The following is a 24,076-nucleotide window of genomic DNA, read 5'->3' on the forward strand; positions in this document are numbered from 1 at the left end:
CAGCCGTACGGCTGATTCAGTAGTGGGCGGATCCAATGGCCATGACGCCGGTACGGGTCGGAGAACTGGGAGTAGGAGCGGCGATGACGACCGAAGGGGGTCCGGACGTGGAGACGTCTGGGGAGGGCGCCGTCACCGCACGCGTCCCCAAGTACTACCGGCTGAAGCGGCACCTGCTGCAGATCACCCAGACCCAGGCGCCGGGCACCCCGGTCCCGCCGGAGCGCACCCTCGCGCTGGAGTTCGAGACCTCACGCACCACGGTGCGCCAGGCCCTCCAGGAACTGGTGGTCGAGGGCCGGCTGGAGCGGATCCAGGGCAAGGGCACCTTCGTCGCCAAGCCCAAGGTCTCCCAGGCCCTGCAACTCACCTCCTACACCGAGGACATGCGGGCCCAGGGCCTGGAGCCGACCTCACGGCTGCTGGAGGTCGGCTATGTGACCGCCGACGACCGGCTGGCCGCGCTGCTGGACATCCGACCCGGCGGCAGGGTGCTCCGGGTCGAGCGGCTCCGGCTGGCCAACGGCGACCCGATGGCCATCGAGGCGGCGCACCTCTCCGCCAAGCGCTTCCCTGCGCTGCGCCGGAATCTGGTGAAGTACAACTCCCTGTACTCGGCCCTCAACGAGGTGTACGGGGTGCACGTGGCCGAGGCCGAGGAGACCATCGAGACCTCGCTGGCCACCCCGGCCGAGGCCGGCCAGCTGGGCACCGACGTGGGCCTGCCGATGCTGCTGCTGTCCCGGCACTCCTTCGACGCCGACGGCGAGCCGGTGGAGTGGGTCCGCTCGGTCTACCGCGGCGACCGCTACAAGTTCACCGCACGGCTGCGCCGCCCGGACTAGACGACGCACCGCGGCCGTCGCCAGTTCTACGTGGGGCCCCGGGGGTCGCCCCCGGAGTATTGGAGCACCGCGAGGCTGCGCCGCCCGGACCAGTGAGCCGGCCCGCGCCCGGCCCGGCTGTGTCCGGACTGTGGGACGGGGCACGTCCGTTCTGATGTGTTCCGCCCCACTGCGCGCCCTCTGCCCACCACCGCAGGCCGACAATCTGTGTATCCACCCGTGACGTGGACCGATCAACGGTCTACATTCCGTCTGGTCACCTGTCCGATTCCGGTGGCGCCTGGGGGAGGGCCGTCCTCGCGCGCGCCGTCGGCCTGCCTCCGGAGCCGCACCCATGGCCGAGCCCGCGACACCGCCCGCACCACCCCCGCCCCACCTGCCGCTGGTCACCCCGACCCGGGTGGTCTGCGCCTTCCTGCTGGGAGTGCCCTTCGTGGCGCTGCTCTGGGTCAGCTCCTACTCCCGGCTCACCCCGACGTTCATCGGGATCCCCTTCTTCTACTGGTACCAGCTGGCCTGGGTGATCGTCTCGGCGCTGTTCACCGCTGCGGTCTTCGTCCTGATCCGCCGTGAGGAGGCGTCCCGCAGGGCGCTGCTGACGGAGCGTGAGCCGTCATGATCCGACTGGCCTCCGGCGGCACCAACGCCGTCTCGCTGACCGTCTTCCTGATCCTGTTCGTGGCCGTCACCGGGGTCGGCTTCGTGGCCTCGCGCTGGCGCCGCGCCGAGAACGCGCTGCACCTGGACGAGTGGGGGCTGGGCGGCCGCGGCTTCGGCACGGTCGTCAGCTGGTTCCTGCTCGGCGGGGACCTGTACACGGCGTACACCTTCATCGCCGTCCCCGCCCTGGTCTACGGCGCCGGCGCGGCCGGCTTCTACGCGGTCCCGTACACCATCCTGGTCTGGCCGCTGGTGTTCCTGTTCCTGCCCCGGCTGTGGTCGGTGGCGCGCAGCAAGGGCTACGTCACGCTGGCCGACTTCGCCCGCGGCCGTTACGGCTCCCGCAGCCTGGCGCTGGCCGTGGCGCTCACCGGCATCCTGGCCACCATGCCGTACATCGCGCTGCAGCTGGTCGGCATCCAGGCGGTGCTGGACACCATGGGCATCGGCGGGTCCAGCGGCTTCGGCAAGGACCTGCCGCTGCTGATCGCCTTCGCGGTGCTGGCCGCCTACACCTACTCGTCCGGGCTGCGCGCCCCGGCGCTGATCGCCTTCGTCAAGGACACCCTGGTCTACATCGTGGTGATCGTGGCGGTGATCTACATCCCGATCCGCCTCGGCGGCTACGGCCACATCTTCCACGACGCCGCCACCTCGCTGGCGCAGACCAGCCCGGCCACCGGCAAGCCCAAGGGTTCGCTGATCACCGGCCCCAAGGCGCAGTGGTCCTACGCCACGCTGGCGCTGGGCTCGGCGATGGCGCTGTTCATGTACCCGCACTCGGCCACCGGCGTGCTGGCGGCCAAGAGCCGCACCACGGTCCGCCGCAACCTCGCCGTGCTGCCGGCCTATTCGCTGATGCTGGGCCTGCTGTCGCTGCTGGGCTTCATGGCGATCTCGGCCGGTGTGGGCAAGGGCGTGAAGGGCTTCAACGCCCAGCTGGCCGTCCCGGAGCTGTTCCAGCAGATGTTCCCGTCCTGGTTCGCCGGGGTGGCCTTCGCGGCCGTCGGGATCGGCGCGCTGGTCCCGGCCGCGATCATGTCGATCGCCGCGGCCAACCTGTTCACCCGCAACATCTACCGCGAGTACTTCAAGCCCGACGCCACCCCGGCGCAGGAGACCGCGGTCGCCAAGATCGTCTCGCTGGTGGTGAAGCTGGGCGCGCTGGGCTTCGTCCTCGGCATCGACAAGCAGTTCTCCATCAACCTGCAGCTGCTGGGCGGCATCTGGATCCTGCAGACCTTCCCGGCGATCGTGGCCGGGCTGTTCTCACGCTGGTTCAACCACTGGGCGCTGCTGGTCGGCTGGGCCGCCGGGATGGCCTACGGGACGTACGAGGCCTACAACGTCGCGGCGGCCGGCAAGCCGCACTCGCACTTCGGCGGCAGCGCCGCCAACATCCCGGTCATCGGCCAGATCGGCTACATCGGGGTGACCGCCTTCGTGCTGAACCTCGCCGTCTCGGTGGTGCTCACCCTGGCGGTCAGGGCGGCCAAGCCGCGGGAACTGCCGGACGAGACGGTCCCCGGCGACTACCTGGTCGAGAGCGCGCCGCTGGCCCCGCTCACGCCGGAGATCACTCCTTCCGCGCCCTGAATTCACCCCCTTTGCGCCCCCTGCACGGGCCGCCGCTCCCGCACACTGGGACCGGCGGCCCGTGCGCAGTCCCGCGCCGGGCCGGGCCGAAGAACCGCTCAGGGGGACTCGTGGAGCTCACCGACCACCACCTCAGCCCGTCCGAATCCGGGTCCGACCGACCCGTGGAATCCGTTCCCGTCCCGCCCCGCCCGCTCTCGCTGACCGTCACCCGGCACGGCCAGTCCACCGCCAACGAGGCGTTCGCCGCCGCGGAAGCCGTCGGCGCCCTGGACACCGGCATCACCTGCCGCGACGCCGACCTCTCGCTCACCACGCTGGGCCGGGCCCAGGCGACCGCCCTGGGCCGCTGGCTGGCCTCCCGCGCCGACGGCCCGCTGCCGCACAGCGTGTGGGTCTCCCCGTACCTCCGGGCCCAGGAGACGGCGGAGCTGGTCCTGGTCGAGCTGGACCGGGCCGGGCTGCCGCTCCCGGTGGTGCGCACCGACGAGCGGCTGCGCGACCGCGAGCTGGGCATCCTGGAGATGGTCACCAAGGCGGCCATCGAGCTGCACCACCCCGAGGAGGCGGCCCGCCGCCGCCGGCTCGGCGAGCTGCGCTGGCGGCCCCCGGGCGGCGAGTCGCTGGCCGACGTCGCGCTGCGGCTGCGCAGCCTGCTGCGCGACCTCTACGAGACCGAGGCGTCCCGCCGGGTGCTGCTGGTGGCCCACGACGCGGTGGTGGTGATGCTGCGTCACATCCTGGACGACCTGGACGAGGAGGCCTACCTCGCCCTGGAGCGCGAGGGCGCCGTCGGCAACGCCTCGATCACCCGCTGGTCCCGGACCTCCTCGGGCCAGCTCAAACTGGACTGCTACAACACCGTGGCGCACCTCGGCCTGGACTGACCGCCACGCCGCCGGCGTCCCGCCGCGGATGACCCAAGCGGTCGGGCTCACTACCGAGAGCGATCCTGCGCGACACAACATGTAGGGGTGCTTCGAGAAAGCACCCCTACATGTATGCTCACTCTCGCTGTCGACGCAGGGGAACCCGGTGCGATTCCGGGACTGCCCCGCAGCGGTGAGCGGCTTCTGCCGCGAGTCCGAGTACCTGCCGACAGCGCGCTCCGCGCTGCCCTTCCGCCGCGCCCGGAGCGCTGCACGTCCGGGCCTCGCGGGTGGGCCGGGGACGCGCTCCGTGCTGCCTTCGCATGCCCGGATGCGCCCCCGCTCCTCCAGCCGCCGGCCCGCCGCCGACCGGCCGCCAACGAGGAGCGCACAGTGACAGTGATCGACACGACAGTCCCCCAGCAGACCGCCGTCCCCCGGCCGGTGCCGGGCGACGGCCCCGGAGCTGCCCTGCTGCGCACCCTCACCGAGCGGTCCACCGACCTCGCCAGCGTCGACCCCGGCCGGGTCGCCGCCGCGGCGCTGCGCGGCCGCAGCTCCGTCTCCGACTACGCCGAACTGCGCGGCCTGGCCGTCGAGGCCTCGGCCGCGCTGATCGCCGAGGACCCGGAGTACTCCCGGCTGGCCGCCCGGCTGCTCGCCGAGGAGATCCGCGAGGAGGCCGCCGGCCAGGGCGCGACCTGCTTCGCCGCCTCCATCGCGGTCGGCCACCGCGAGGGCCTGGTCGGCGACGCCACCGCCGCCTTCGTCGCCGAGCACGCCACCGCCCTGGACGCGGTGGTCGACGTCTCCGCCGACGACCGCTTCGAGTACTTCGGCCTGCGCACCCTCTACTCCCGCTACCTGCTTCGCCACCCGATCACCCGTCAGGTGATCGAGACCCCGCAGCACTTCATGCTGCGGGTGGCGTCCGGGCTGCAGGTCGGCGGGGACGCCGCGTCGGTGGCCGAGGTGGCCTCGCTCTACGCGCTGATGAGCCGGCTGGAGTACCTGCCCTCCTCCCCCACCCTGTTCAACTCCGGCACCCGGCACCCGCAGATGTCCTCCTGCTACCTGCTGGACTCCCCGCTGGACGAGCTGGACTCGATCTACCAGCGCTACGCCCAGATCGCCCGGCTCAGCAAGCACGCCGGCGGCATCGGCCTCTCCTACAGCCGGATCCGCTCCCGCGGCAGCCTGATCCGCGGCACCAACGGCCAGTCCAACGGCATCGTGCCGTTCCTGCGCACCCTGGACTCCTCGGTCGCCGCGGTGAACCAGGGCGGCCGGCGCAAGGGCGCGGCCTGCGTCTACCTGGAGACCTGGCACGCGGACATCGAGGAGTTCCTGGAACTGCGCGACAACACCGGCGAGGAGGCCCGGCGCACCCACAACCTCAACCTGGCGCACTGGATCCCGGACGAGTTCATGCGCCGGGTCGACGCCGACACCGAGTGGTCGCTGTTCTCCCCCGGCGACGTGCCCGAGCTGGTCGACCTGTGGGGCGCCGAGTTCGACGCCGCCTACGCCAAGGCCGAGGCGGCCGGCCTGGCCATCCGCACCATCCCGGCGCGCACCCTGTACGCCCGGATGATGCGCACCCTGGCGCAGACCGGCAACGGCTGGATGACCTTCAAGGACGCCTCCAACCGCGCCGCCAACCAGACCGCGCTGCCCGGCCGCACGGTCCACTCCTCCAACCTCTGCACCGAGATCCTGGAGGTCACCGACGACAGCGAGACCGCCGTCTGCAACCTCGGCTCGGTCAACCTGGGCGCGCACCTGGGCACCGACGGCGAGATGGACTGGGACCGGCTGGACGCCACCGTCCGCACCGCGGTGACCTTCCTGGACCGGGTCGTCGACATCAACTTCTACCCGACCCCCGAGGCCGGCGCGTCCAACGCCCGCTGGCGCCCGGTCGGCCTGGGTGTGATGGGCCTTCAGGACGTCTTCTTCCGGCTCCGGCTGGACTTCGACTCCGCCGAGGCCAAGGCGCTGTCCACCAGGATCTCCGAGCGGATCATGCTGGCCGCCTACGAGACCAGCGCCGACCTGGCCGAGCGGCTGGGCCGCCACGTCGCCTACGAGGAGACCCGCGCCGCCCGCGGCCAGCTGCACATCGACCACTTCTCCACCGAACCGACCTGGCCCGAGCGCTGGGACGCGCTCCGCGCCCGGATCGCCGCAACCGGCCTGCGCAACTCGCTGCTGCTGGCCATCGCGCCCACCGCGACCATCGCCTCCATCGCCGGCGTCTACGAGTGCATCGAGCCGCAGGTCTCCAACCTCTTCAAGCGGGAGACCCTGAGCGGGGAGTTCCTGCAGGTCAACCCCTACCTGGTGGCCGACCTCAAGGACCGCGGGCTGTGGAACGCGGAGACCCGGGAGTCGCTGCGGGCGTCCAACGGCAGCGCCCTGGACATCCCCGGCCTCCCGGCCGACCTGGCCTCGCTCTACCGCACCGCCTGGGAACTGCCGCAGCGTGCCCTGATCGACCTGGCCGCGGCCCGGATGCCCTACCTGGACCAGAGCCAGTCGCTGAACCTGTTCCTGGCCTCGCCCACCATCGGCAAGCTCAGCTCGATGTACGCGTACGCCTGGAAGGTCGGCCTGAAGACCACCTACTACCTGCGCTCCCGCCCGGCGACCCGGATCGCCCGGGCCGCGGCGGCTGTCGTCCCGGTGGCGGTCGAGGACGAGTCCGTCATCGCCTGCTCCCTCGAAAACCCCGAGTCCTGCGAGGCCTGCCAGTAATGAGCTCCACCGAAAAGAATCTTCTCGACCCGGGCTTCGAACTGACGCTCCGTCCGATGCGCTACCCGGACTTCTACGAGCACTACCGCAACGCCATCAAGAACACCTGGACCGTGGAGGAGGTGGACCTGGTCTCCGACGTCGCCGACCTGCCCAAGCTCAGCGCGGACGAACGGCACATGCTGGGCCGGCTGGTCGCCTTCTTCGCGACCGGCGACTCGATCGTCTCCAACAACCTGGTGCTGACCCTCTACAAGCACATCAACTCGCCCGAGGCCCGGCTCTACCTCTCCCGCCAGCTGTTCGAGGAGGCCGTCCACGTCCAGTTCTACCTGACCCTGCTGGACACCTACCTGCCCGACCCGGAGGACCGCAACGCGGCCTTCGCGGCCGTGGAGAACATCCCCTCGATCCGCGAGAAGGCGCAGTTCTGCTTCCGCTGGATGGACCAGGTGGAGCAGCTGGACAGCCTGCAGACCAAGGCGGACCGGCGCCGCTTCCTGCTCAACCTGATCTGCTTCGCCGCCTGCATCGAGGGCCTGTTCTTCTACGGCGCCTTCGCCTACGTGTACTGGTTCCGCAGCCGCGGCCTGCTGCACGGCCTGGCGACCGGCACCAACTGGGTGTTCCGCGACGAGTCCATGCACATGGACTTCGCCTTCCAGGTGGTGGACACCGTCCGCGCCGAGGAGCCCGACCTCTGGGACGAGGATCTCGGCAAGCAGGTCACCGCCATGCTGGAGGAGGCCGTCGAGGCCGAGCTGCAGTTCGCCCGCGACCTCTGCGGGGACGGCCTGCCGGGGATGAACACCGAGTCCATGCGCGAGTACCTGCAGTGCGTGGCCGACCAGCGGCTGGCCCGGCTGGGCCTGCCGGTCCGCTACGGCTCGGAGAACCCCTTCGGCTTCATGGAGCTCCAGGGCGTCCAGGAGCTCACCAACTTCTTCGAGCGCCGGGTCTCCGCCTACCAGGTCGCGGTGGAGGGCTCGGTCTCCTTCGACGACGACTTCTAGAGCGGCATGTTCTAGAGCAGCGTCTTCCAGTACGACCAGAACCTGATCAGCACCATCCCGCCGACCACCAGGTACCACAGCAGCGGCCCGAACCAGTGCAGCGTCAGCACCGCGTCCAGCCCCTCCCGCCAGCGCTCGGGGAAGGGCAGGACGCGGTGCTTCAGGTTGTGCAGGGTGACGTACCAGAACATCGGGAAGATGATCACCCAGACCACCATGCAGTAGGGGCAGAGCGCCCCGATGCTGTAGAGCGACTGGGTGATCAGCCAGCAGATCAGCACCAGGCCCAGGGTGACCCCCAGCTGCAGCCCGGCCCAGAACCACGTCCGGTAGCGGGCGCCGGCCAGCAGGCCCGCGCCGACGGCCAGCACCACCGCGAAGCCGGCGATGCCCATCAGCGGGTTGGGGAAGCCGAAGACCGCCGCCTGCGAGGTGGTCATCACATTGCCGCAGCTGATGATGGGGTTGATGCTGCAGCTCGGCTTGTAGCCGGGGTCGGTGAGCAGCTTGAAGCGCTCGTAGGTCAGCGTGAAGGAGGCGATGAAGCCCAGCACCCCGGTGACCACCAGGAACCAGGTCATCGCCCGGCCCGCACCGATGCCCGTCCCGTCCTGGTCGGCGTCGTCGTTCATGCCTCCCAGCATCACCTACCGGCGCTTCCGCCGCTCAGTCATTGGGCTGGACCTCGTAGCGGGGCGTGAGCTCCGCCATCTGCCGCAGCGCGTCCTTGCGGTCGCGCTTGGACAGCCGGTCGATGTAGAGGTAGCCGTTCAGGTGGTCGGTCTCGTGCTGGAGGCAGCGGGCGAAGAAGCCGGTGCCCTCCACGACGACGTCCTGGCCGTCCTTGTCCTGGCCGCGCACCACCGCGTAGTCGGGGCGGGCCAGGTCCGCGTAGGCGCCGGGGACGGAGAGGCAGCCCTCGGCGGACTCGTCCAGGGTGCGGCGCGCCGGGTCGAGCTCGTCCAGCACCGGGTTGACCACCACGCCGACGTGGCGCACGCCGTCGTCGTCGGGGCAGTCGTAGACGAACACCCGCTGGGCCACCCCGATCTGATTGGCCGCCAGGCCGACGCCGTCGGCCCCGTACATGGTCACGAACATGTCGTCGATCAGCGCGGACAGCTCCGCGCCGAACTCGCTGACCGTCTCGCACGGGCGGTGCAGCACCGGGTTGCCGACGACGGTGATCGGGCGCACCGAACCCCGGCTGGTGTCCGGCTCCTCGCCGATCACCGTCATCGGGGCCCGCTGCTCCTCGACCTGCTCCTCGCCCTGTTCCTGGTCGCTCCGTACCGCCTCGACCTGCTGCTCCGACATGCGCTCGCCTTCAGTCCGTACCGGGGTCAGCCACCAGGGTACGGGCTGCGGGCCTCAGCAGACCTCTTCAAGATCGCGGTAGGCCCGCCCGGACCGGTTCCCGGCCACCCAGCGGTCCAGCAGGGTGCGGACCACCCCGCTGGGCGCGGCCACCCCGCACTCCCGCTCCGGGATCCACAGTGCCCCCGCGCTGCGGTGGCTGAGGTGCCCGTCGTCGTGCGGGTCGTGGTGCTCGCTGTGGCCGTCGTCGGCAGGCATCCGGCTCTCCGAGCAGTCCCGGCAGAGCAGCCGCACCGACGAGGTCCAGTCCTCGGCCGCGTAGCCGGCCTCGGAGACCAGCCGCTCCAGGGCGTCCCGGTCGGCCTCGGTCTCGGCCTGCAGCAGCACCACGTACGTCGGTACCGGGGACGGCGCCCACAGCTCGATCTCGTCGAACACCGGGTACGGGACGCCGCCGGCCACCCGTTCGCCGTGCGGGCTGCCGTCGTGCAGCACCACCTCGCCCCAGCGCCGTCCGGAGGAGGGCAGCGGGATGGAGAGCACCTCGACCCGGGCCGGGTCCAGCCGGCGGCCCCAGACCACCTCGGACTCGCCCTCCGGGGAGAGCCGCACCGGGGTGGTGCCGTAGTCCAGGCTGACCGGCCCCTCGCCGGGCGCCAGCCGCAGTCCGTAGGCCTGCCAGCAGCGCCGGGCCAGCGCCCAGTCCTGCAGCGCGGTGGCCGCGATGCCCAGGTTCCACCAGTCGGGGGCACCGGGGTTGCGGTCCAGCAGGGCCACGGCGCGCAGGCCGGCGGCGCGCGCCTGCTCCCAGTCCCTGCGGAACTTGTGCAGCAGCGCCAGGTTGAACCAGGAGTCGGAGAGCCAGGGCTCGAGATCGGCGGCCCGGACCAGCAGGGCGCCCGCGTCCTCGAAGCGTCCGTTGCCCATGAGCGTGAAGGCCCGGTCGGTCGTCTGCCGCCAGCTGGCGGACGGCCTCTGCCGTGCCCGATTGAAGATCTTCACCTCGGCCTGCCACTTGTCCGATTCCACCCGGCGGTCCGGGCTGGGTTCCTTCGGTGCGGTGCTCCTCCCCTGCGACGGCGCAAGGGACGATGGCGCTGTGAACGGTGGGGCCCGATGCTGCTGCCCCCGGATGCACGCTACGTCCCCCCGCGCCCCGACGCCATGCGCAGCCGTCCGCCCTTGCGGCCCGACGTCCGTCATCGACTCCATGCCCACTGGACGGCGCACCACACGCCCGCTGCCCGCCCTTCTGCTGCATCCAACCACGACTGGGGCCCGCTCCACTCCGCACCTGCGGATTCACCCCCGGAGGTGCTATGGATCGGCCGGTTCGCGCAGGCACACCCGTGCCAATGCCTCCACCGCGTGCGGTTCGTACTCACGGGCGGTGTTCCGTCGCAGCTGCTCCACCACCTCCTCGTGCTGCTCCCTGCCCCCTCCGTCACAGCCGAGGTCGTCGAAGGCGTTGGCGACCCGGATGATGGCGGCGGCACGCGGCAGTCCGGGGTCCCGGCTGCCGTCCTCGCGGCGGTACGGCTCCGGGATCGCCGCCACGATCTCGGCGACCTCCGGCGGTACGCCGGTCTGCCGGATCACCTCGCTGCCCAGCCTGCCGATCCGGCGCTGCTCCGGCAGCGGAAGCAGCGCGGTGGCCCCGCCGGGGACCGGGTCGACCAGCGAGAGCTGGCCGATGTCGTGCATCAGCGCGGCGCATTCCAGGAGTTCCAGTTCCTTTGCCCCGAGACCGAGTTCGCGCCCGATCCCGGAGGCCAGGTCGGCGACCCGGCGGGCGTGCCCGGGGAGGGTGTATCCGGCCACCTCGGTGGAGCGGGCCAGCGAGGCCACGGTCTGCCCGCGGGTGGCCCGGATCGCCCGGTAGCGGCGGAAGGACAGCTGGCTGAGCAGCAGCGGCAGCGAGAACAGCGGCAGCGCCCACCAGCCCGCCTCACGCACCGCCAGACCGACGCAGACCACCGCCACCACCGCATGCACCACCCGCACCACGGCAACCCCCCGGGAGGCCCCCAGCACGGGCCCTGCCCCGCCCGCCGGGCCTTCCGGTTCCGCTGACCCGGGCCCCCGCCCGGTCACCGCCGCCACCACGGCGCCGGCGGCGTGCGCCCGCCCGCACCGCCGCCCGCGCGCCCCGCGCCCCGCACCCCTGAGAACGCCGCCCCCGCGGCGGGTGCGGGCACCCGAGGCAGCGGCTCGCGGGCGCCCAGCGGCACCTCCGGGGCCTGCTCGTCGCCGTCGTGCCCCAGCAGCGTCGGCTGCCAGCGGGTCCGTTCCAGCGCCCGGACCAGCGCGGTCACCATCGCCGGGTCGAACTGGCTGCCCGCGCACCGCTCCAGCTCGGCCAGCGCCTCGGCGACCGGCCGGCCGCGCCGGTAGGAGCGGGTGGAGGTCATCGAGTCGAAGGCGTCGGCGACCGCGATCACCCGGGCGAACTCGGGGATCTCCGCCCCGGCCAGTCCGTGCGGGTAGCCGCGTCCGTCCATCCGCTCGTGGTGGTGCAGGATCCCGGCGCGGGCCTCGCCCAGGAAGCCGATCCCGCGGACCAGTTCGTGGCCGTACTCGGGGTGGAGCACCACCTGCCGGTACTCCTCGTCGGTCAGCGGCCCGCTCTTGCGCAGCAGCCGGGTCGGCACCCCCAGCTTGCCGACGTCGTGCAGGGTGCCGGCGACCCGCAGCGAGGCCACCCGCTCGGTGCCCATCCCCAGCTCACCCGCCATCAGGACGGCGGCGTGGCCCACCCGTTCGCTGTGGCCCCGGGTGTAGCCGTCCTTGATCTCGACCGCCTGCACCAGCGCGCGCACGGTCGCCTGGTGCGCCGCCCGCTCCCGCTGCGACTGCGCCGCCATCCAGCTGGAGACGCCCAGCGGCAGCAGCGCCAGCACCCCGGCGAAGGCGCCGTAGGGACCCTCCCAGAGCACCGCCATCATCAGTCCGACCAGGCCGTGGCCGAAGGCCGGGAGCGGGGAGTGCAGCAGGCTCCGGTACCAGTGCCGGCGCCGTCCCCCGGGCTCCGCCGCCGCCAGGATGCCCGCCATCAGCGCCCCGTTGACCAGGCAGAAGGCCAGCGCGGCCACCCCGGCGGGCAGCAGCAGGGCCGGCAGCCGGACCCCCATCAGCAGCCGGTGGCCGTCCAGCGCCCGGAACACGCAGGAGGCGACGAAGGCGGACAGACCCAGTTGGGCCGCGTTCCAGCACCTGCGGACCGCCCGCGGCGGCGCGGCGGGCGCGAGCAGCGTCCCGGGGAGCGCGACCAGCGCGGCAGCGGCGGGCGGCAGCAGCACCACGCCCGCGAGCAGCACCGGGAAGTGCGCCGCGGGGGCGACCCCCTCCTCACCCTCGCCGGCGTTGCGGGCGGTGATGTCGCAGCCCAGGAAGAGCAGCGCGAGCACGGCGACCCGGGACCAGGCCTCGGCCGTCCGCACCTGCGGCAGCGCGGGCAGCACGCAGCCGAGCGCCGCCGCCAGCACCAGGGCGACGTACGCCCGGGCGACGGTCGGAAGCGCGCGGCGGCGCTGCTCCACTGCTGCGGTAGAGATCTCGGCCTCCGCGCTCGTCCGGTACCCGTCACGGAGGATATGTCCCCGAACCCGTCATAACCGGCCTTCAACGGTACTGCCGCGTTCGGCGGAGGCAGACTCACACGATCAGGTGACGCATCTGTGATTCGCCCCGTCAATACCCGTGGCCCCGGGGGATCAAGCCCCGGGGCCACGAATTCATGCCTACCTTTTTGTGACGCAGCGTCAGCGACTCTCGGCCTCCGCCGGTGCCGCGCCGGCGCCCACCGGGTCGTCCCCGACCAGGTCGCCCTGGACCGGGACCCCGGCGCGGATCTGCTCGATCCGCGCGAGCACCTTGCCGCGCAGGTCGGACGGGGCGGTGTCGCAGCAGGAGCGCTTGACCAGCGCCTTGATGGCCTGTTCCAGGCCGTACTGCGCGAGGCACGGCGAGCACTCGTCGAAGTGCTGCTTCAGCTTGGCGCAGTCCCCCTCGCCCATCTCGTTGTCGAGGTACTCGTACAGATGGTCGAGCACCTCACCGCACGCGGTGTCGTGGTGGTTGCCGCAGCTCATGAGCCCGAGCCTTTCGCCTGGTCCTGCACGCCCCGGAGAATGGGAGTACCGGTCCCGGCACCGCTGCCGGCCGGGACCAGCCCACGGTCGCGGGCGTAGTCCTCCAGCAGGTCGCGCAACTGGCGGCGACCGCGGTGGAGACGGGACATCACCGTACCGATGGGTGTCCCCATGATGTCGGCAATCTCCTTGTAGGCGAAGCCCTCGACGTCCGCGAGATACACGGCGATCCGGAACTCCTCCGGAATCGACTGCAGCGCGTCCTTCACGTCGCTGTCCGGGAGGTGGTCCAGCGCCACCGTCTCGGCGGAGCGTAGACCGGTCGACATGTGCGACTCGGCGCGCGCCAGCTGCCAGTCCTCGATCTCCTCCGCGCCGGTCCGCTGCGGCTCGCGCTGCTTCTTCCGGTAGGAGTTGATGAAGGTGTTGGTCAGGATGCGGTACAGCCACGCCTTGAGGTTGGTGCCCTCACGGAACTGGTGGAAGGAGGCGAACGCCTTGGCGAACGTCTCCTGCAGCAGGTCCTCGGCGTCGGCCGGGTTTCGGGTCATCCGCAGCGCGGCGGAGTACAGCTGGTCCAGGTAGCCCAGGGCGTCCCGCTCGAAGCGCGCCGAACGCTCGGACTCGGTCTCCTCGGCGGCAGCCCTGAAGGTGTCGCCGTCGAAGTCGTCGTCCGGCTTCGGGTCGACCACGGCCCCCGTCTCGTCCTCGGTCCCGGTGACCGGACCCACCTCCTCAGCGACAAACGGACGGTCCACAAGAGTGGACCCGCTCGCAAGGGAGACTATCGGGCCCGCGCTCTTGTCGCCCGCCACCGGCCACTGCGGCCAGGACAGAACGGAGCTCGCCACGCCCTCGGACCGGGCGGGGCATGCGGCTGAAACCATGAGCACTGCCTTCCACTGACGCTTTGATGCCGACAATGGTGTGAACCGGGAGAGGCCTGTGCGCATTCCCGGGTCTGTGCACATGCATCAAAAAAAGTGCACACGCGTCAGAAAAGGTCAGAAGAGTCCGTCGGGCTCCAGCTCACGGGTCAGTTCCGGACCGTTGTTGCGGATGTTGCCGACCGCGGCCCCCACCGGGCGGGTCTCCATCAGCCCCGGCGGCGGGGGCGCCAGCAGGGCGCGGGCCTCCTCCGGGTCGGTGAGGCCCGGGTCCAGCCAGTCGTCCCAGCGCTCCCGGGGCAGCACCAGCGGCATCCGGTCGTGGATGCCGGCCAGCGCGGGCTCGGCGGCGGTGGTGACGACCGTGCAGGTGCAGAGCCAGGCGGCCGGGTCCTCGGAGGGGATGTCGCGGTTCCGCCAGAACTCGTAGAGGCCGGCCATCGCCATCACCGAGCCGTCGGCGGGGGTGATGAAGAACGGCTGCTTCCGCACCCGGGACTTCGGGGTGCCTGGAGCTACCTCGGGCGTGAACCACTCGTAGTAGCCGTCGGCGGGGAGCAGGCAGCGGCGGGCGGTCAGGGAGCGGCGGTAGGCGGGCTTCTCGTGGGCGGTCTCGGCCCGGGCGTTGATCATCTTCGCGGCCGACCCGGGCGACTTCGCCCAGGAGGGCACCAGGCCCCAGCGCAGCGCCCGCAGCTGCCGTACCGTCCCCGCTTCCCCCTTCTCCCCCCTGGGCGCCCGCTCCAGCACCGCGTACACCGGGTCCGTCGGCCCGATGTTCCAGTTCTGCGCCAGGGCCTCGGTCGGGTCCCAGGAGGCCACGTCGAAGAGGCCGGCCAGGTCCTCCGGCTTACGACTCGACGCATAGCGACCACACATGCCCCAACCATGCCACCGGTCTCTGACAGCCGTGGTCCGAACCGGTGACTACCCGTTCCGCGTCCCTCCGTGCGAGGCTTCCACCTCTCGCTCCGAATCCTGTCCGTCGACGGCCCACCGAAGGCACTCCACTCCATGCATCCGCAGAGCATCAGCCAGGTCTGGGACCAGGTCACCGGTGTCCAGGCCGCCCCGTCGGGGCCCATCGTCTGGGCGACGGCGGCCATAGCCCTGCTGGCCGTCTGGCCACGCTTCAGCTGGCACTACACCCGCAATGTCGTGACCATCGCGCACGAGGGCGGCCACGGCCTGGCCGCCGTGCTGACCCGGCGCAAGCTGCACGGCATCCGGCTGCACTCGGACACCTCGGGACTCACCGTGTCCTCCGGCAAGCCGCACGGCCCCGGCATGGTGCTCACCGCCGCCGCCGGCTACTCCGCACCGCCGCTGCTGGGCCTGGGCGGCGCCTGGCTGATCTCCGGCGGCCACATCACCGCCCTGCTGTGGGCCGTGGTGGTGCTGCTGATCGCGGTCCTGGTCATGATCAGGAACGCCTACGGGGCGCTGACCGTCGTGATCACCGGCGGCATCTGCTTCGCCGTCTCCTGGTTCGGCAGCGAGCAGGTCCAGGGCGCCTTCGCCTATCTCAGCGTCTGGTTCCTGCTGCTCTCCGGCGTCCGGCCGGTGGTCGAACTGCAGCGCAAGCGCCGGCACGGCGGGGCACCCGACTCGGACGCGGACCAGTTGGGCCGGCTGACCCGTACCCCGGCACTCCTCTGGGTGACCCTGTTCTTCCTCATCGGCCTGGCCTGCCTGGCCGCCGGAGCCCGCTGGCTGCTCACCCGCTGAGCGAGCCGATAGGCTCGGGACCCATGACCGGCACTCTGGAACCCCTGTGGCCCGCACCGACCGCGACCGACCCCGTCGACGCGGTCGTCACCGTTCCCGGATCCAAGTCGGCGACCAACCGCGCCCTGATCCTGGCGGCCCTGGCCGACCAGCCCGGCTATGTCCGCCGCCCGCTGCGCAGCCGGGACAGCCTGCTGATGGCCGAGGGGCTGCGAGCCCTGGGCGTGGGCATCGAAGACACGCTCAACAGCAGCAGCGGCGTGTCCGGCGGCGGTGACGCCTGGCACGTCTTCCCCAGTCAGGGCGCCTTCCCGGGCAAGTACAGCCTGGCCGGACCGCTCGGCGGCACGGCCAGGGTGGACGTGGGCAACGCCGGCACGGTCATGCGCTTCCTGCCGCCGGTCGCGGCCCTGGTCGACGGCGAGGTGCAGTTCGACGGCGACCCCCGTTCGTACGAACGCCCGCTCGGCGGTGTGATCGGCGCGCTGCGCGCACTGGGCGCACGGATCGAGGACGAGGGCCGGGGAGCGCTCCCGCTCACCGTCTACGGCACCGGCGGCCTGGTCGGCGGAACGGTCACCGTGGACGCCTCGTCCTCCTCCCAGTTCGTCAGCGCGCTGCTGCTGTCCGGACCGCGCTTCCAGCAGGGCGTGGAGGTCAGGCACTCCGGCGACCCCGTTCCCTCGCTGCCGCACATCCGGATGACCGTGGAGATGCTCCGCGCCGCCGGCGCCCAGGTGGACGCCCCCGAGGACGGCGGCGAGCCGGACGTCTGGCGGGTCACCCCCGGGGCGCTGCTGGGCCGGGACGTGGTGGTCGAGCCGGACCTCTCCAACGCCGCCCCGTTCCTGGCCGCCGCGCTGGTCACCGGCGGCACGGTCACCGTCCGCGACTGGCCGGAGCGCACCAGCCAGCCCGGGGACCAGCTGCGCGGGCTGTTCACCCGGATGGGCGGCACCTGCGAACTCACTCCGGACGGCCTGCGCTTCACCGGCACCGGACGCGTCCACGGCCTCGACGCCGACCTGCACGACGTCGGCGAGCTCACCCCGGTGATCGCCGCGGTCGCCGCGCTGGCCGACTCCCCGTCCAGGCTCAGCGGCATCGCCCATCTGCGGATGCACGAGACCGACCGGCTCAAGGCCCTCGCCGACGAGATCAACGCCCTGGGCGGCGACGTCACCGAGACCGAGGACGGCCTGGTGATCAAGCCCCGGCCGCTGCACGGCGGCGTGTTCCACACCTACGAGGACCACCGGCTGGCCACCGCCGCTGCGGTGATCGGCCTCGCCGTCCCCGGGATCCAGGTGGAGAACGTCGCCACCACCGCCAAGACCCTGCCGGACTTCCCGGGGCTCTGGAGCGCCATGCTGGACAGCGCCCCGATGTCGGCGAAGGGCTGAGCCGCCGCCATGCGCCGCTACGGCAAGGACGCCGACGAGGACGACATCCGCGCCCGCCCCTCCCGCAAGGGCTCCCGTCCGCGGACCCGGACCAGGCCCACCCACGAGGACGCCGCCGAGGGCATGGTGCTCACCGTCGACCGCGGCCGGTTCACCTGCCTGGTCGAGGCCGACACCAAGCGCGAGCGGGAGATCTCCGCGATGAAGGCCCGGGAGCTGGGCCGCAAGGGCGTCGTCGTCGGGGACCGGGTCGGCCTGGTCGGCGACCTGTCCGGTGAACCGGGCGTGCTGGCCAGGATCGTCCGGGTCGAGGAGCGCGCCTCGGTGCTGCGCCGCACGGCGGACGACGACGACCCCTACGAGCGGATCGTGGTCGCCAACGCCGACCAGCTCGCCATCGTCATCGCCCTGGCCGACCCGGAGCCCCGGGCCCGGCTGATCGACCGCTGCCTGGTCGCCGCCTACGACGCGGGGCTGCGGCCGCTGCTGGTGCTCACCAAGTCCGACCTGGCGGCCCCCGAGCCGCTGCTGGACATCTACGCCCCGCTGGGCGTCGACCACGTGGTCACCCGCAGGGACGACCTGGCCGGCGAGGGCGCCGAACGGGTCCGCGAGCACCTGCGCGGGCTGTCCACCGTGTTCATCGGCCACTCCGGGGTCGGCAAGACCACTCTGGTGAACGCCCTGGTGCCGGAGCACCAGCGGTCGACCGGCCATGTCAACGCGGTCACCGGGCGCGGACGGCACACCACCACCTCGGCGCTGGCGCTGCGGCTGCCGCCGGCCCCCGGCGCCAAGAAGGGGGACCCGCCCGGCTGGGTCATCGACACCCCCGGTTTCCGCTCCTTCGGCCTCTCCCACATCGAGCCGGGCCGGGTCATCCTGGCCTTCCCCGACCTGGTGCCCGGCACCGAGGGCTGCCCCAGGGCCTGCAGCCACGACGAACCCGACTGCGCGCTGGACGCCTGGGTCGCCGAGGGCCACGCCGACCCGGCCCGGCTCTACTCCCTGCGCCGGCTGCTCTCCACCCGGGAGACCCGCGAAGGTGACTGACGACTCGCAGCAGCGCCCACTCTGACCGACGATGGTGATCACCGAGCGACCTTGGGAGGAACCGTGGCCTGGCTGATGGTGGTCGTCGCCGGCTTCCTGGAGACCGGCTTCGCCGTGTGCCTCAAGCTCAGCGAGAACTTCACCAAGTTCTGGCCGGTGGTCGGCTTCGCGCTCTTCGGCATCGGCAGCTTCGGCCTGCTGTCCCTGGGCCTGAAGACCCTCGACATCGGCCCCGCCTACGCGGTCTGGACCGGGATCGGCGCGGCCGGTACAGCGATCTACGGCATGGTCTGGCTGGGCGACGTGGTCTCGGTGATGAAGATCCTCTCCATCAGCTTCGTCCTGATCGGCGTCGTAGGACTACAACTCAGCGGATCCACCCACTGACCCGGTTTCCGTAGGTTCTTCGACTGCGGCGTGTGCCTGGTTGATCGCGCAGTTCCCCGCGCCCCTGGGGGCTGCAACTGAACGACCGTGGGCAAGTTGCAGCCCCCAGGGGCGCGGGGAACTGCGCGGCCAACCACCCCCGACCCGCACCCGAGAATCACACAGCCCCCCGCTGCGCCTCACTCGCATCCCGCAACACCCGCATCAACGAAGCCAACTCCCCCGCCCGCCGCACCCCCAGCGGAGCGAGAAAGTGCTGCCGCAGCGCCACCACGTGCAGCCGCTGCGCCTCCTCCCCAACCGCGACCCCCTGCTCGGTCAGCACCGCGAACACCACCCGGCGGTCCTCCACCGACACCTGGCGCTCGATCAGACCGGCCCGCACCATCCGGTCGGCCAGCTTGGTGAACCCCCCGCTGCTCAGTGCCACGTCATGGGCCAGCTGGGTCATCGGCAACTGCCGCCCCGGCGTCCGCAGCAGCCGCAGCAGCACCTCGAACCAGGGTCCGGGGATGTCCACCCCGGCCACCGGCCCGACCTGCAGCAGCGGAGTCGTCCGCGCATAGGCCTCGACCACAAGACCCCACCAGGTGACCAGTTCCCGGTCGTCCACCGCTGATTCAGCTGCCATACGGCCAGAGTAGAGGTGCCGACGCTGCTGGCCCTGCCCCCTCCTGATCGTTACTGTGCAGGGCATGGCCGACTACCACGACGATCTCCGCCTCGCCCATGTCCTCGCCGACCACGCCGACTCGGTGACGCTGGAGCGGTTCAAGGCGCTCGATCTGAAGATCGACACCAAGCCGGACCTGACCCCCGTCAGCGACGCCGACAAGGCCGTCGAGGACCTGCTGCGCAACGACCTCAAGCGGGCCCGCCCGCGGGACGGGGTGATGGGCGAGGAGTTCGGCAGCACCGGCCACGGTCCGCGACGCTGGGTGATCGACCCCATCGACGGGACCAAGAACTACATCAGGGGCGTCCCGGTCTGGGCCACCCTGATCGCGCTGATGGAGCTCGGCGAGGGCGGTGAGCGCCCGGTCGTCGGGATGGTCTCCGCACCCGCCCTGAACCGCCGCTGGTGGGCCGCCAAGGGCACCGGCGCCTTCACCGGGCGCAGCCTGACCAAGGCGTCGCGGATCCAGGTCTCCGACGTGTCCGGCCTGGAGGACGCCTCCTTCGCGTACTCCTCGCTCACCGGCTGGGAGGAGCGCGGCCGGATCGACGCCTTCCTGGAGCTCTCCCGCACCGTCTGGCGCACCCGCGCCTACGGGGACTTCTGGCCCTACATGATGGTGGCCGAGGGCTCCGTGGACATCTGCGCCGAGCCCGAGCTCAGCCTCTGGGACATGGCCGCGACCTGCGTCATCGTCGAGGAGGCCGGCGGCCGCTTCACCGGCCTCGACGGCGTGCCCGGCGTCCACAGCGGCAACGCCGCGGCCTCCAACGGCCTGCTGCACGGCGAGTTGCTGCAGCGACTGGGCTGACCCCGGCGGAACCATCCGCCCTTCAGGTGACGTTGCCCAGGTACGGTTTGGACTGCTCTTTACCTTCCCCCGCCTGGAGGCTCACCGGTGTCCTGGATCAGCGACCATCTGCTGGCGCTCAACGGCACCCTGGTGCTGCTGGCCGTTTTCCTGCTGCCGGCCCTGGAGTCCTCGGTCTTCCTCGGCTTCGTGATCCCCGGCGAGACCGCCGTGGTGATCGGCGGGGTCACCGCCTACAACGGCAGGAACGAGCTGTGGGCGGTGATCGCGGTCGCCATCGCCGGGGCGATCATCGGCGACAGCATCGGCTACGCGGTCGGCAAGCGCTGGGGGGACAGCCTGCTGGGCCGGATCCCGCACCGGCTGATCAAGCCGGCCCATGTGAGCCAGAGCAAGGACATGATCGCGCGGCTGGGCGGCCGGGCGGTCTTCGCCGGCCGCTTCGCCGCGGCGCTGCGCGCCCTGGTCCCGGGCCTGTGCGGGGTCTCCGACATGCGGTACCGCACCTTCGCGCTGTGGAACGTGCTCGGCGGCGCGTTCTGGGCCACCGGCTTCGTCCTGCTCGGCTACTTCGCCGGCGCCGGCTGGCACCAGGTGGAGCACTACGCCAGCGTGGCCAGCTGGATCTTCGTCGGCGTCATCGTGGTCGTCATCGGCGGGCTGCTCTACCTCAAGCACCGCGCCGAGAAGCGCGCCTCGGCCCGGTTCGAGGAGGCTCCGGAGGCCCAGGAGGCCGTGCTCGACACGGCGCAGCAGACCAATTAGACCGGGTCCAATTCAGTACGTCCACTAACTTCAAACCTGCTCCGACCCCCTGTTATCCTTCCGGGTATGAGTGACCTGCTGGAACGACTCCGGGATCGAGGCTGGCGGCTCACCGCGCAGCGGCGAGTCGTGGCCCAGGTACTCGACGGGGACCACGTCCACTTCACCGCCGACGAGATCCACGCCCGCGCGGTCGCCCTGCTGCCGGAGATCAGCAGGGCGACGGTCTACAACACCCTCGGCGAGCTGGTGACCCTGGGCGAGGTGCTGGAGGTCAGCACCGACGGCCGGGCCAAGCGCTACGACCCCAACGCGCACCACGCCCACCAGCACCTGGTCTGCTCGTCCTGCGGCTCGATCCGCGACGTCCACCCCACCGAGGACCCGATCGCCGCCCTCCCCCCAGCGGAACGTTTCGGCTTCACCATCTCCACCGTGGAAGTGACCTACCGAGGCCTCTGCCCCGACTGCACCTGATCGCGGCGCGCCCCGTCAGGGGCGCGGGGAACTGCGCGGCCAACCACACACCAACCTGCCCGGTTGCGCAGACCCAACCCCCACCCCGCCCAGGTTCCTCCCCCTACGCCGTCAGATCAGCCCGCAACGCCTCGATCAACCGCACCGCCCGCTCGGTGACACCCCCGGGCCCGTACTCCGCCGCCCGCTCGCACCACCGGTGCGCCTGCGCCAGCTCCCCCCGCCGCGCCGCCACCAGTCCCAGCCGCAGCGCAGCCCGCCCATGCCCGGCGTCGGCCGCCCGGGTGTACCAGAGCATCGCCTCGGACTCGCTCCCCTCCCGTGCCAGCAGCAGCCCCAGGTTGAACGCCGCACTGCGGCTCCCCCCCTCCGCCGCCCTGCGGTACCACTGCTCGGCCGCCACGGTGTCCCCCCGCTCCGCGGCCCGCACGCCGACCCGGACCTGCGCCCGCCCGTGCCCGGCCTCCGCCGCCACCGCGTACCAGCGGTCGACCTCCTCGTCGAACCGCTCCTCCGCGGCCCGCTCCAGCAGCACCGCCAGCCGGAAGGCCGCCTCGGCGGACCCCCGCTCGGCCGCCTGCCGGTACCGGGTGGCGGCCGCAGAAACGTCTCCGCGCCGCTCCTTGGCGACGGCCAGCTGCAGCGCCGCCTCGGCGTGCCCCTGTCCGGCGGCGCGGGCGTACCACTCCTGGGCGTCGTGCTGCTCGCCGCGGCCGGCGTGCAGGATGCCCAGGTTGAAGGCGGCGTCCACGCTCCCGGCCTCGGCCGCCTTGGAGAACCACGGCTCGGCGCCGGGGGTGTCCCCGCGCTGCAGCAGCATCACCGCCAGCGCGTTGCTGGCCTCCCGGTGCCCGGCGTACGCGGCGCGCCGGTACCACTGCTCGGCCTGGGCCTCCCGGCCCTCCGCGGCGCAGAGCAGCCCGAGGTTGAAGGCGCCGTTGTGGTCGCCGGCCTCCAGCGCCACGCGGTACCACTGCTCGGCCATGTCGGTCTCGCCCCAGGAGGCGTGCAGCGCGCCCAGCGCGTTGGCGGCGTTGCCGTCTCCGGCCTCGGCGGCCTCGCGCCACCAGTCGGCCGCGGCGACCTCGTCCCCGCCGTCGCGCAGCAGGAAGCCCAGGGCGCAGGCGGCCCGCGGCTCCCCGCCCTGCGCCGACTGCCGGTACCAGCGCGCGGCCTCCTCGCGCTCGCCGCGCCGCTCCAGCTGGACGCCCAGCCGCAGCGCGGCCCGGGCGTGGCCGCGCGCCGCCGCCTGGCGGTACCACTGCTCGGCGCCCTCGCCCTCCTTGGACGTCTCCTTGAGCCGGCCCAGGCGGTAGGCCGCCTCTCGGTGCCCGGTCTCCGCCGCGGCACGGAACCAACGCTCGGCGCGGACCGTCTCCCTGCGGTGCTCCAGCAGGTCCGCCAGGGCGTAGGCGCCACCGGTGTGGCCCTGCTCGGCGGCCTGGTGCAGCCAGTACTCGGATCCCGGCTCGTCGCCGTGGTCGCGCAGGTGCAGGCCGAGGGCGTGCGCCGCTGGCGCACTGCCCGCGACCGCGGCGGCGCGCCACCACTGCGCGGCCTCCTCGCGGTGGCCGCGCTGGTGCAGCAGCACGCCGAGGTTGTTGGCCCCGGCCCTGATCCCGGAGGCGGCGGCGCGGCGCAGATAGGGCTCGGCGTCGTCCGGGTCCCCGCGCCGCAGCAGCATCGCGCCGAGCAGGCTGCTGGCGCCGGGGTCCTCCTCGGCGGCCAGCCGGAGGCGGGCCTCCAGCGCCGCCTCCTCCTGGGCCTCCAGGGCGGACTCGAAGCTGTGCCGGTCCGCGCCGTCGTCCCCGGCGGCCGCCTCGGTCCCGGTCGCGTCGTACGGCGACCGCTCGGGACGTGACGGCTCCGGGCGCGACAGCTCCGGCCGCAGTCCGGCGGCCTCCTGCTCGGCCTCCGCCGCGGCGCCCCGGATGCCCTCGTCGGGACCGTTCGGCACCTCGTCGGGGACGCGTTGCAGGGGCAGCCGTCCGACCTGCGGGTCGTCCTGATCGACGCCCGCTCCTCCTCCAGCGACTACCGACATGTCGACTCCTGCGTCAGCCGGATTCCTGGGCATCCCTGGTACGCATCGGAGCTGACGGCCGTTTTCCGGCCACGCACCGTCCCCCATGGGGTTCATCGTCGCACCACCCGCAACCCGCGTACACCTGGTATACCCCAGCTGATGAGGTTACTTCAGCGCTTTGTCGATATCGCGACACATCAACCTCGCACAGTCGCTACCAGGGCCCGGTGCTGACTCCGTCTCACCGGCGTCACCTGCCCCTCGGGCCCCAGTCTCCCCACTTGAGGCAGTAGTAGACAGACCGTCAGATTCACTACCGGATCGGACGATTGAAGCGACAACCAGATTGCCCTACGGGTCCCGAGCGCCCCGCACCGACCCCCTCGGCACCCTAGTGCTTCGCCTCGTTCCCGCCGATCACCCGTAGGAGTGAGACGCAGGACACACCGTCAGAAATGCCGCCAGGACGCGCAGGAGGCCCGGTGCGCTATGCACCGGGCCTCCTGACAAGGAGTAGCGGGGACAGGATTTGAACCTGCGACCTCTGGGTTATGAGCCCAGCGAGCTACCGAGCTGCTCCACCCCGCGTCGTTGTGCCCTCACCCTAGATCACCGGCGACCGGCACCGCAAATCACTTCCGCGGCTGCGGCCTCCGGCCCCGGCCGCAGCCCCGACAACGGCAGAAGGCCCGGCACCTGGGTGCCGGGCCTTCTG

At 72.0% G+C, this 24,076-nt stretch carries 23 protein-coding genes, 1 tRNA gene and 1 riboswitch; of the genes, 13 read left to right on the forward strand and 11 right to left on the reverse strand.

Going from position 1 to position 24,076, the window contains the following annotated elements; all coding sequences use genetic code 11:
- The first annotated feature begins 83 nt into the window (after nt 1-83).
- The 6 genes from IF29_RS0121590 to IF29_RS0121615 all read left to right on the forward strand — a co-directional run bounded on the left by IF29_RS0121590 (nt 84) and on the right by IF29_RS0121615 (nt 7,740).
- The gene (locus IF29_RS0121590; protein ID WP_030257475.1) at nt 84-845 is read left to right on the forward strand and encodes a GntR family transcriptional regulator; all 762 of its coding nucleotides are present in this window, start codon (nt 84-86) and stop codon (nt 843-845) included.
- A gap of 334 nt (nt 846-1,179) precedes the next feature.
- Entirely contained in the window at nt 1,180-1,464 is a 285-nt protein-coding gene (locus IF29_RS0121595) for a DUF3311 domain-containing protein (protein ID WP_030257477.1), read from the forward strand.
- Nucleotides 1,461-3,101 carry a monocarboxylate uptake permease MctP gene (mctP, locus tag IF29_RS0121600; RefSeq protein ID WP_037596028.1) on the forward strand — a complete coding sequence of 547 codons (1,641 nt, stop codon included), beginning with the start codon at nt 1,461-1,463 and terminating at the stop codon, nt 3,099-3,101. Before IF29_RS0121595 ends, mctP begins: the two co-directional genes overlap by 4 nt.
- A gap of 164 nt (nt 3,102-3,265) precedes the next feature.
- Nucleotides 3,266-3,988, forward strand: a complete 723-nt coding sequence (locus tag IF29_RS0121605; protein WP_051725700.1) for a histidine phosphatase family protein — start codon at nt 3,266-3,268, stop codon at nt 3,986-3,988.
- A gap of 108 nt (nt 3,989-4,096) precedes the next feature.
- Nucleotides 4,097-4,215: riboswitch (cobalamin riboswitch) on the forward strand.
- A 157-nt stretch (nt 4,216-4,372) separates the two neighbouring features.
- Nucleotides 4,373-6,727: a ribonucleoside-diphosphate reductase subunit alpha gene (locus tag IF29_RS0121610; protein ID WP_232242362.1), complete on the forward strand. Its 2,355-nt coding sequence runs from the start codon at nt 4,373-4,375 to the stop codon at nt 6,725-6,727.
- Nucleotides 6,727-7,740, forward strand: a complete 1,014-nt coding sequence (locus tag IF29_RS0121615; RefSeq protein ID WP_030257487.1) for a ribonucleotide-diphosphate reductase subunit beta — start codon at nt 6,727-6,729, stop codon at nt 7,738-7,740. Before IF29_RS0121610 ends, IF29_RS0121615 begins: the two co-directional genes overlap by 1 nt.
- 11 nt (nt 7,741-7,751) lie before the next feature.
- Here the strand turns inward: IF29_RS0121615 and IF29_RS0121620 are convergent, their stop codons facing one another.
- The 8 genes from IF29_RS0121620 to IF29_RS0121660 form a co-directional block, all read right to left on the reverse strand.
- Nucleotides 7,752-8,372: a vitamin K epoxide reductase family protein gene (locus IF29_RS0121620; protein ID WP_030257493.1), complete on the reverse strand. Its 621-nt coding sequence runs from the start codon at nt 8,370-8,372 to the stop codon at nt 7,752-7,754.
- A 34-nt stretch (nt 8,373-8,406) separates the two neighbouring features.
- Nucleotides 8,407-8,979: a peptide deformylase gene (def, locus tag IF29_RS0121625; RefSeq protein WP_232242367.1), complete on the reverse strand. Its 573-nt coding sequence runs from the start codon at nt 8,977-8,979 to the stop codon at nt 8,407-8,409.
- 132 nt (nt 8,980-9,111) lie between these two features.
- A complete protein-coding gene (locus IF29_RS0121630) occupies nt 9,112-10,059 on the reverse strand; it encodes a tetratricopeptide repeat protein (protein WP_030257498.1) in 948 nt (315 codons plus the stop codon).
- Nucleotides 10,060-10,374: 315 nt separating this feature from the next.
- The gene (locus IF29_RS0121635) at nt 10,375-11,061 is read right to left on the reverse strand and encodes an HD-GYP domain-containing protein (RefSeq protein ID WP_198037531.1); all 687 of its coding nucleotides are present in this window, start codon (nt 11,059-11,061) and stop codon (nt 10,375-10,377) included.
- A gap of 86 nt (nt 11,062-11,147) precedes the next feature.
- Complete coding sequence (locus tag IF29_RS0121640) at nt 11,148-12,596, reverse strand: HD-GYP domain-containing protein (protein ID WP_051725619.1); 1,449 nt, start codon at nt 12,594-12,596, stop codon at nt 11,148-11,150.
- 222 nt (nt 12,597-12,818) lie between these two features.
- Nucleotides 12,819-13,148, reverse strand: a complete 330-nt coding sequence (gene rsrA, locus IF29_RS0121645) for a mycothiol system anti-sigma-R factor (RefSeq protein ID WP_030257504.1) — start codon at nt 13,146-13,148, stop codon at nt 12,819-12,821.
- Nucleotides 13,145-14,035 (reverse strand): sigma-70 family RNA polymerase sigma factor, encoded by an 891-nt coding sequence (locus tag IF29_RS0121650; protein WP_084714731.1) that lies wholly within the window; start codon nt 14,033-14,035, stop codon nt 13,145-13,147. The genes rsrA and IF29_RS0121650 overlap by 4 nt, the downstream gene beginning before the upstream one ends.
- 117 nt (nt 14,036-14,152) lie before the next feature.
- On the reverse strand, nt 14,153-14,914 hold the full coding sequence (locus tag IF29_RS0121660) for an SOS response-associated peptidase (RefSeq protein WP_030257508.1): 762 nt from the start codon (nt 14,912-14,914) through the stop codon (nt 14,153-14,155).
- A 135-nt stretch (nt 14,915-15,049) separates the two neighbouring features.
- On the opposite strand from IF29_RS0121660, the gene IF29_RS0121665 reads away from it, so the two are divergent.
- The 4 genes from IF29_RS0121665 (at nt 15,050) to IF29_RS0121680 (ending at nt 18,606) form a co-directional block, all read left to right on the forward strand.
- Nucleotides 15,050-15,763 (forward strand): M50 family metallopeptidase, encoded by a 714-nt coding sequence (locus IF29_RS0121665; RefSeq protein WP_030257511.1) that lies wholly within the window; start codon nt 15,050-15,052, stop codon nt 15,761-15,763.
- A gap of 23 nt (nt 15,764-15,786) precedes the next feature.
- Complete coding sequence (gene aroA, locus IF29_RS0121670) at nt 15,787-17,166, forward strand: 3-phosphoshikimate 1-carboxyvinyltransferase (RefSeq protein WP_030257513.1); 1,380 nt, start codon at nt 15,787-15,789, stop codon at nt 17,164-17,166.
- 9 nt (nt 17,167-17,175) lie between these two features.
- The gene (gene rsgA, locus IF29_RS0121675) at nt 17,176-18,219 is read left to right on the forward strand and encodes a ribosome small subunit-dependent GTPase A (RefSeq protein WP_030257514.1); all 1,044 of its coding nucleotides are present in this window, start codon (nt 17,176-17,178) and stop codon (nt 18,217-18,219) included.
- A 63-nt stretch (nt 18,220-18,282) separates the two neighbouring features.
- Entirely contained in the window at nt 18,283-18,606 is a 324-nt protein-coding gene (locus IF29_RS0121680) for a DMT family transporter (protein WP_030257517.1), read from the forward strand.
- Nucleotides 18,607-18,763: 157 nt separating this feature from the next.
- Here IF29_RS0121680 and IF29_RS0121685 read toward each other — a convergent pair whose 3' ends face one another.
- Nucleotides 18,764-19,237 (reverse strand): MarR family winged helix-turn-helix transcriptional regulator, encoded by a 474-nt coding sequence (locus IF29_RS0121685; protein WP_030257519.1) that lies wholly within the window; start codon nt 19,235-19,237, stop codon nt 18,764-18,766.
- Between the two features lie 64 nt (nt 19,238-19,301).
- Here IF29_RS0121685 and hisN point away from each other — a divergent pair, with 64 nt between their 5' ends.
- The 3 genes from hisN (at nt 19,302) to IF29_RS0121700 (ending at nt 21,335) form a co-directional block, all read left to right on the forward strand.
- Nucleotides 19,302-20,093 (forward strand): histidinol-phosphatase, encoded by a 792-nt coding sequence (gene hisN / locus IF29_RS0121690; protein WP_030257522.1) that lies wholly within the window; start codon nt 19,302-19,304, stop codon nt 20,091-20,093.
- Nucleotides 20,094-20,180: 87 nt separating this feature from the next.
- Nucleotides 20,181-20,858, forward strand: coding sequence for a DedA family protein (locus IF29_RS0121695; RefSeq protein ID WP_063757556.1), 678 nt, complete (start codon nt 20,181-20,183; stop codon nt 20,856-20,858).
- Nucleotides 20,859-20,924: 66 nt separating this feature from the next.
- A complete protein-coding gene (locus IF29_RS0121700; RefSeq protein WP_030257528.1) occupies nt 20,925-21,335 on the forward strand; it encodes a Fur family transcriptional regulator in 411 nt (136 codons plus the stop codon).
- Between the two features lie 103 nt (nt 21,336-21,438).
- On the opposite strand, the gene IF29_RS0121705 is transcribed toward IF29_RS0121700, so the two are convergent.
- Both IF29_RS0121705 and IF29_RS0121710 read right to left on the reverse strand, forming a co-directional pair.
- Nucleotides 21,439-23,379, reverse strand: coding sequence for a tetratricopeptide repeat protein (locus tag IF29_RS0121705; RefSeq protein ID WP_157623861.1), 1,941 nt, complete (start codon nt 23,377-23,379; stop codon nt 21,439-21,441).
- A 496-nt stretch (nt 23,380-23,875) separates the two neighbouring features.
- Nucleotides 23,876-23,949: transfer RNA gene (locus IF29_RS0121710), tRNA-Met, on the reverse strand.
- Between the last annotated feature and the right edge of the window lie 127 nt (nt 23,950-24,076).

The sequence above is a fragment of the Streptacidiphilus jeojiense genome, assembly GCF_000719095.1.
GTDB lineage: Bacteria > Actinomycetota > Actinomycetes > Streptomycetales > Streptomycetaceae > Streptacidiphilus > Streptacidiphilus jeojiensis.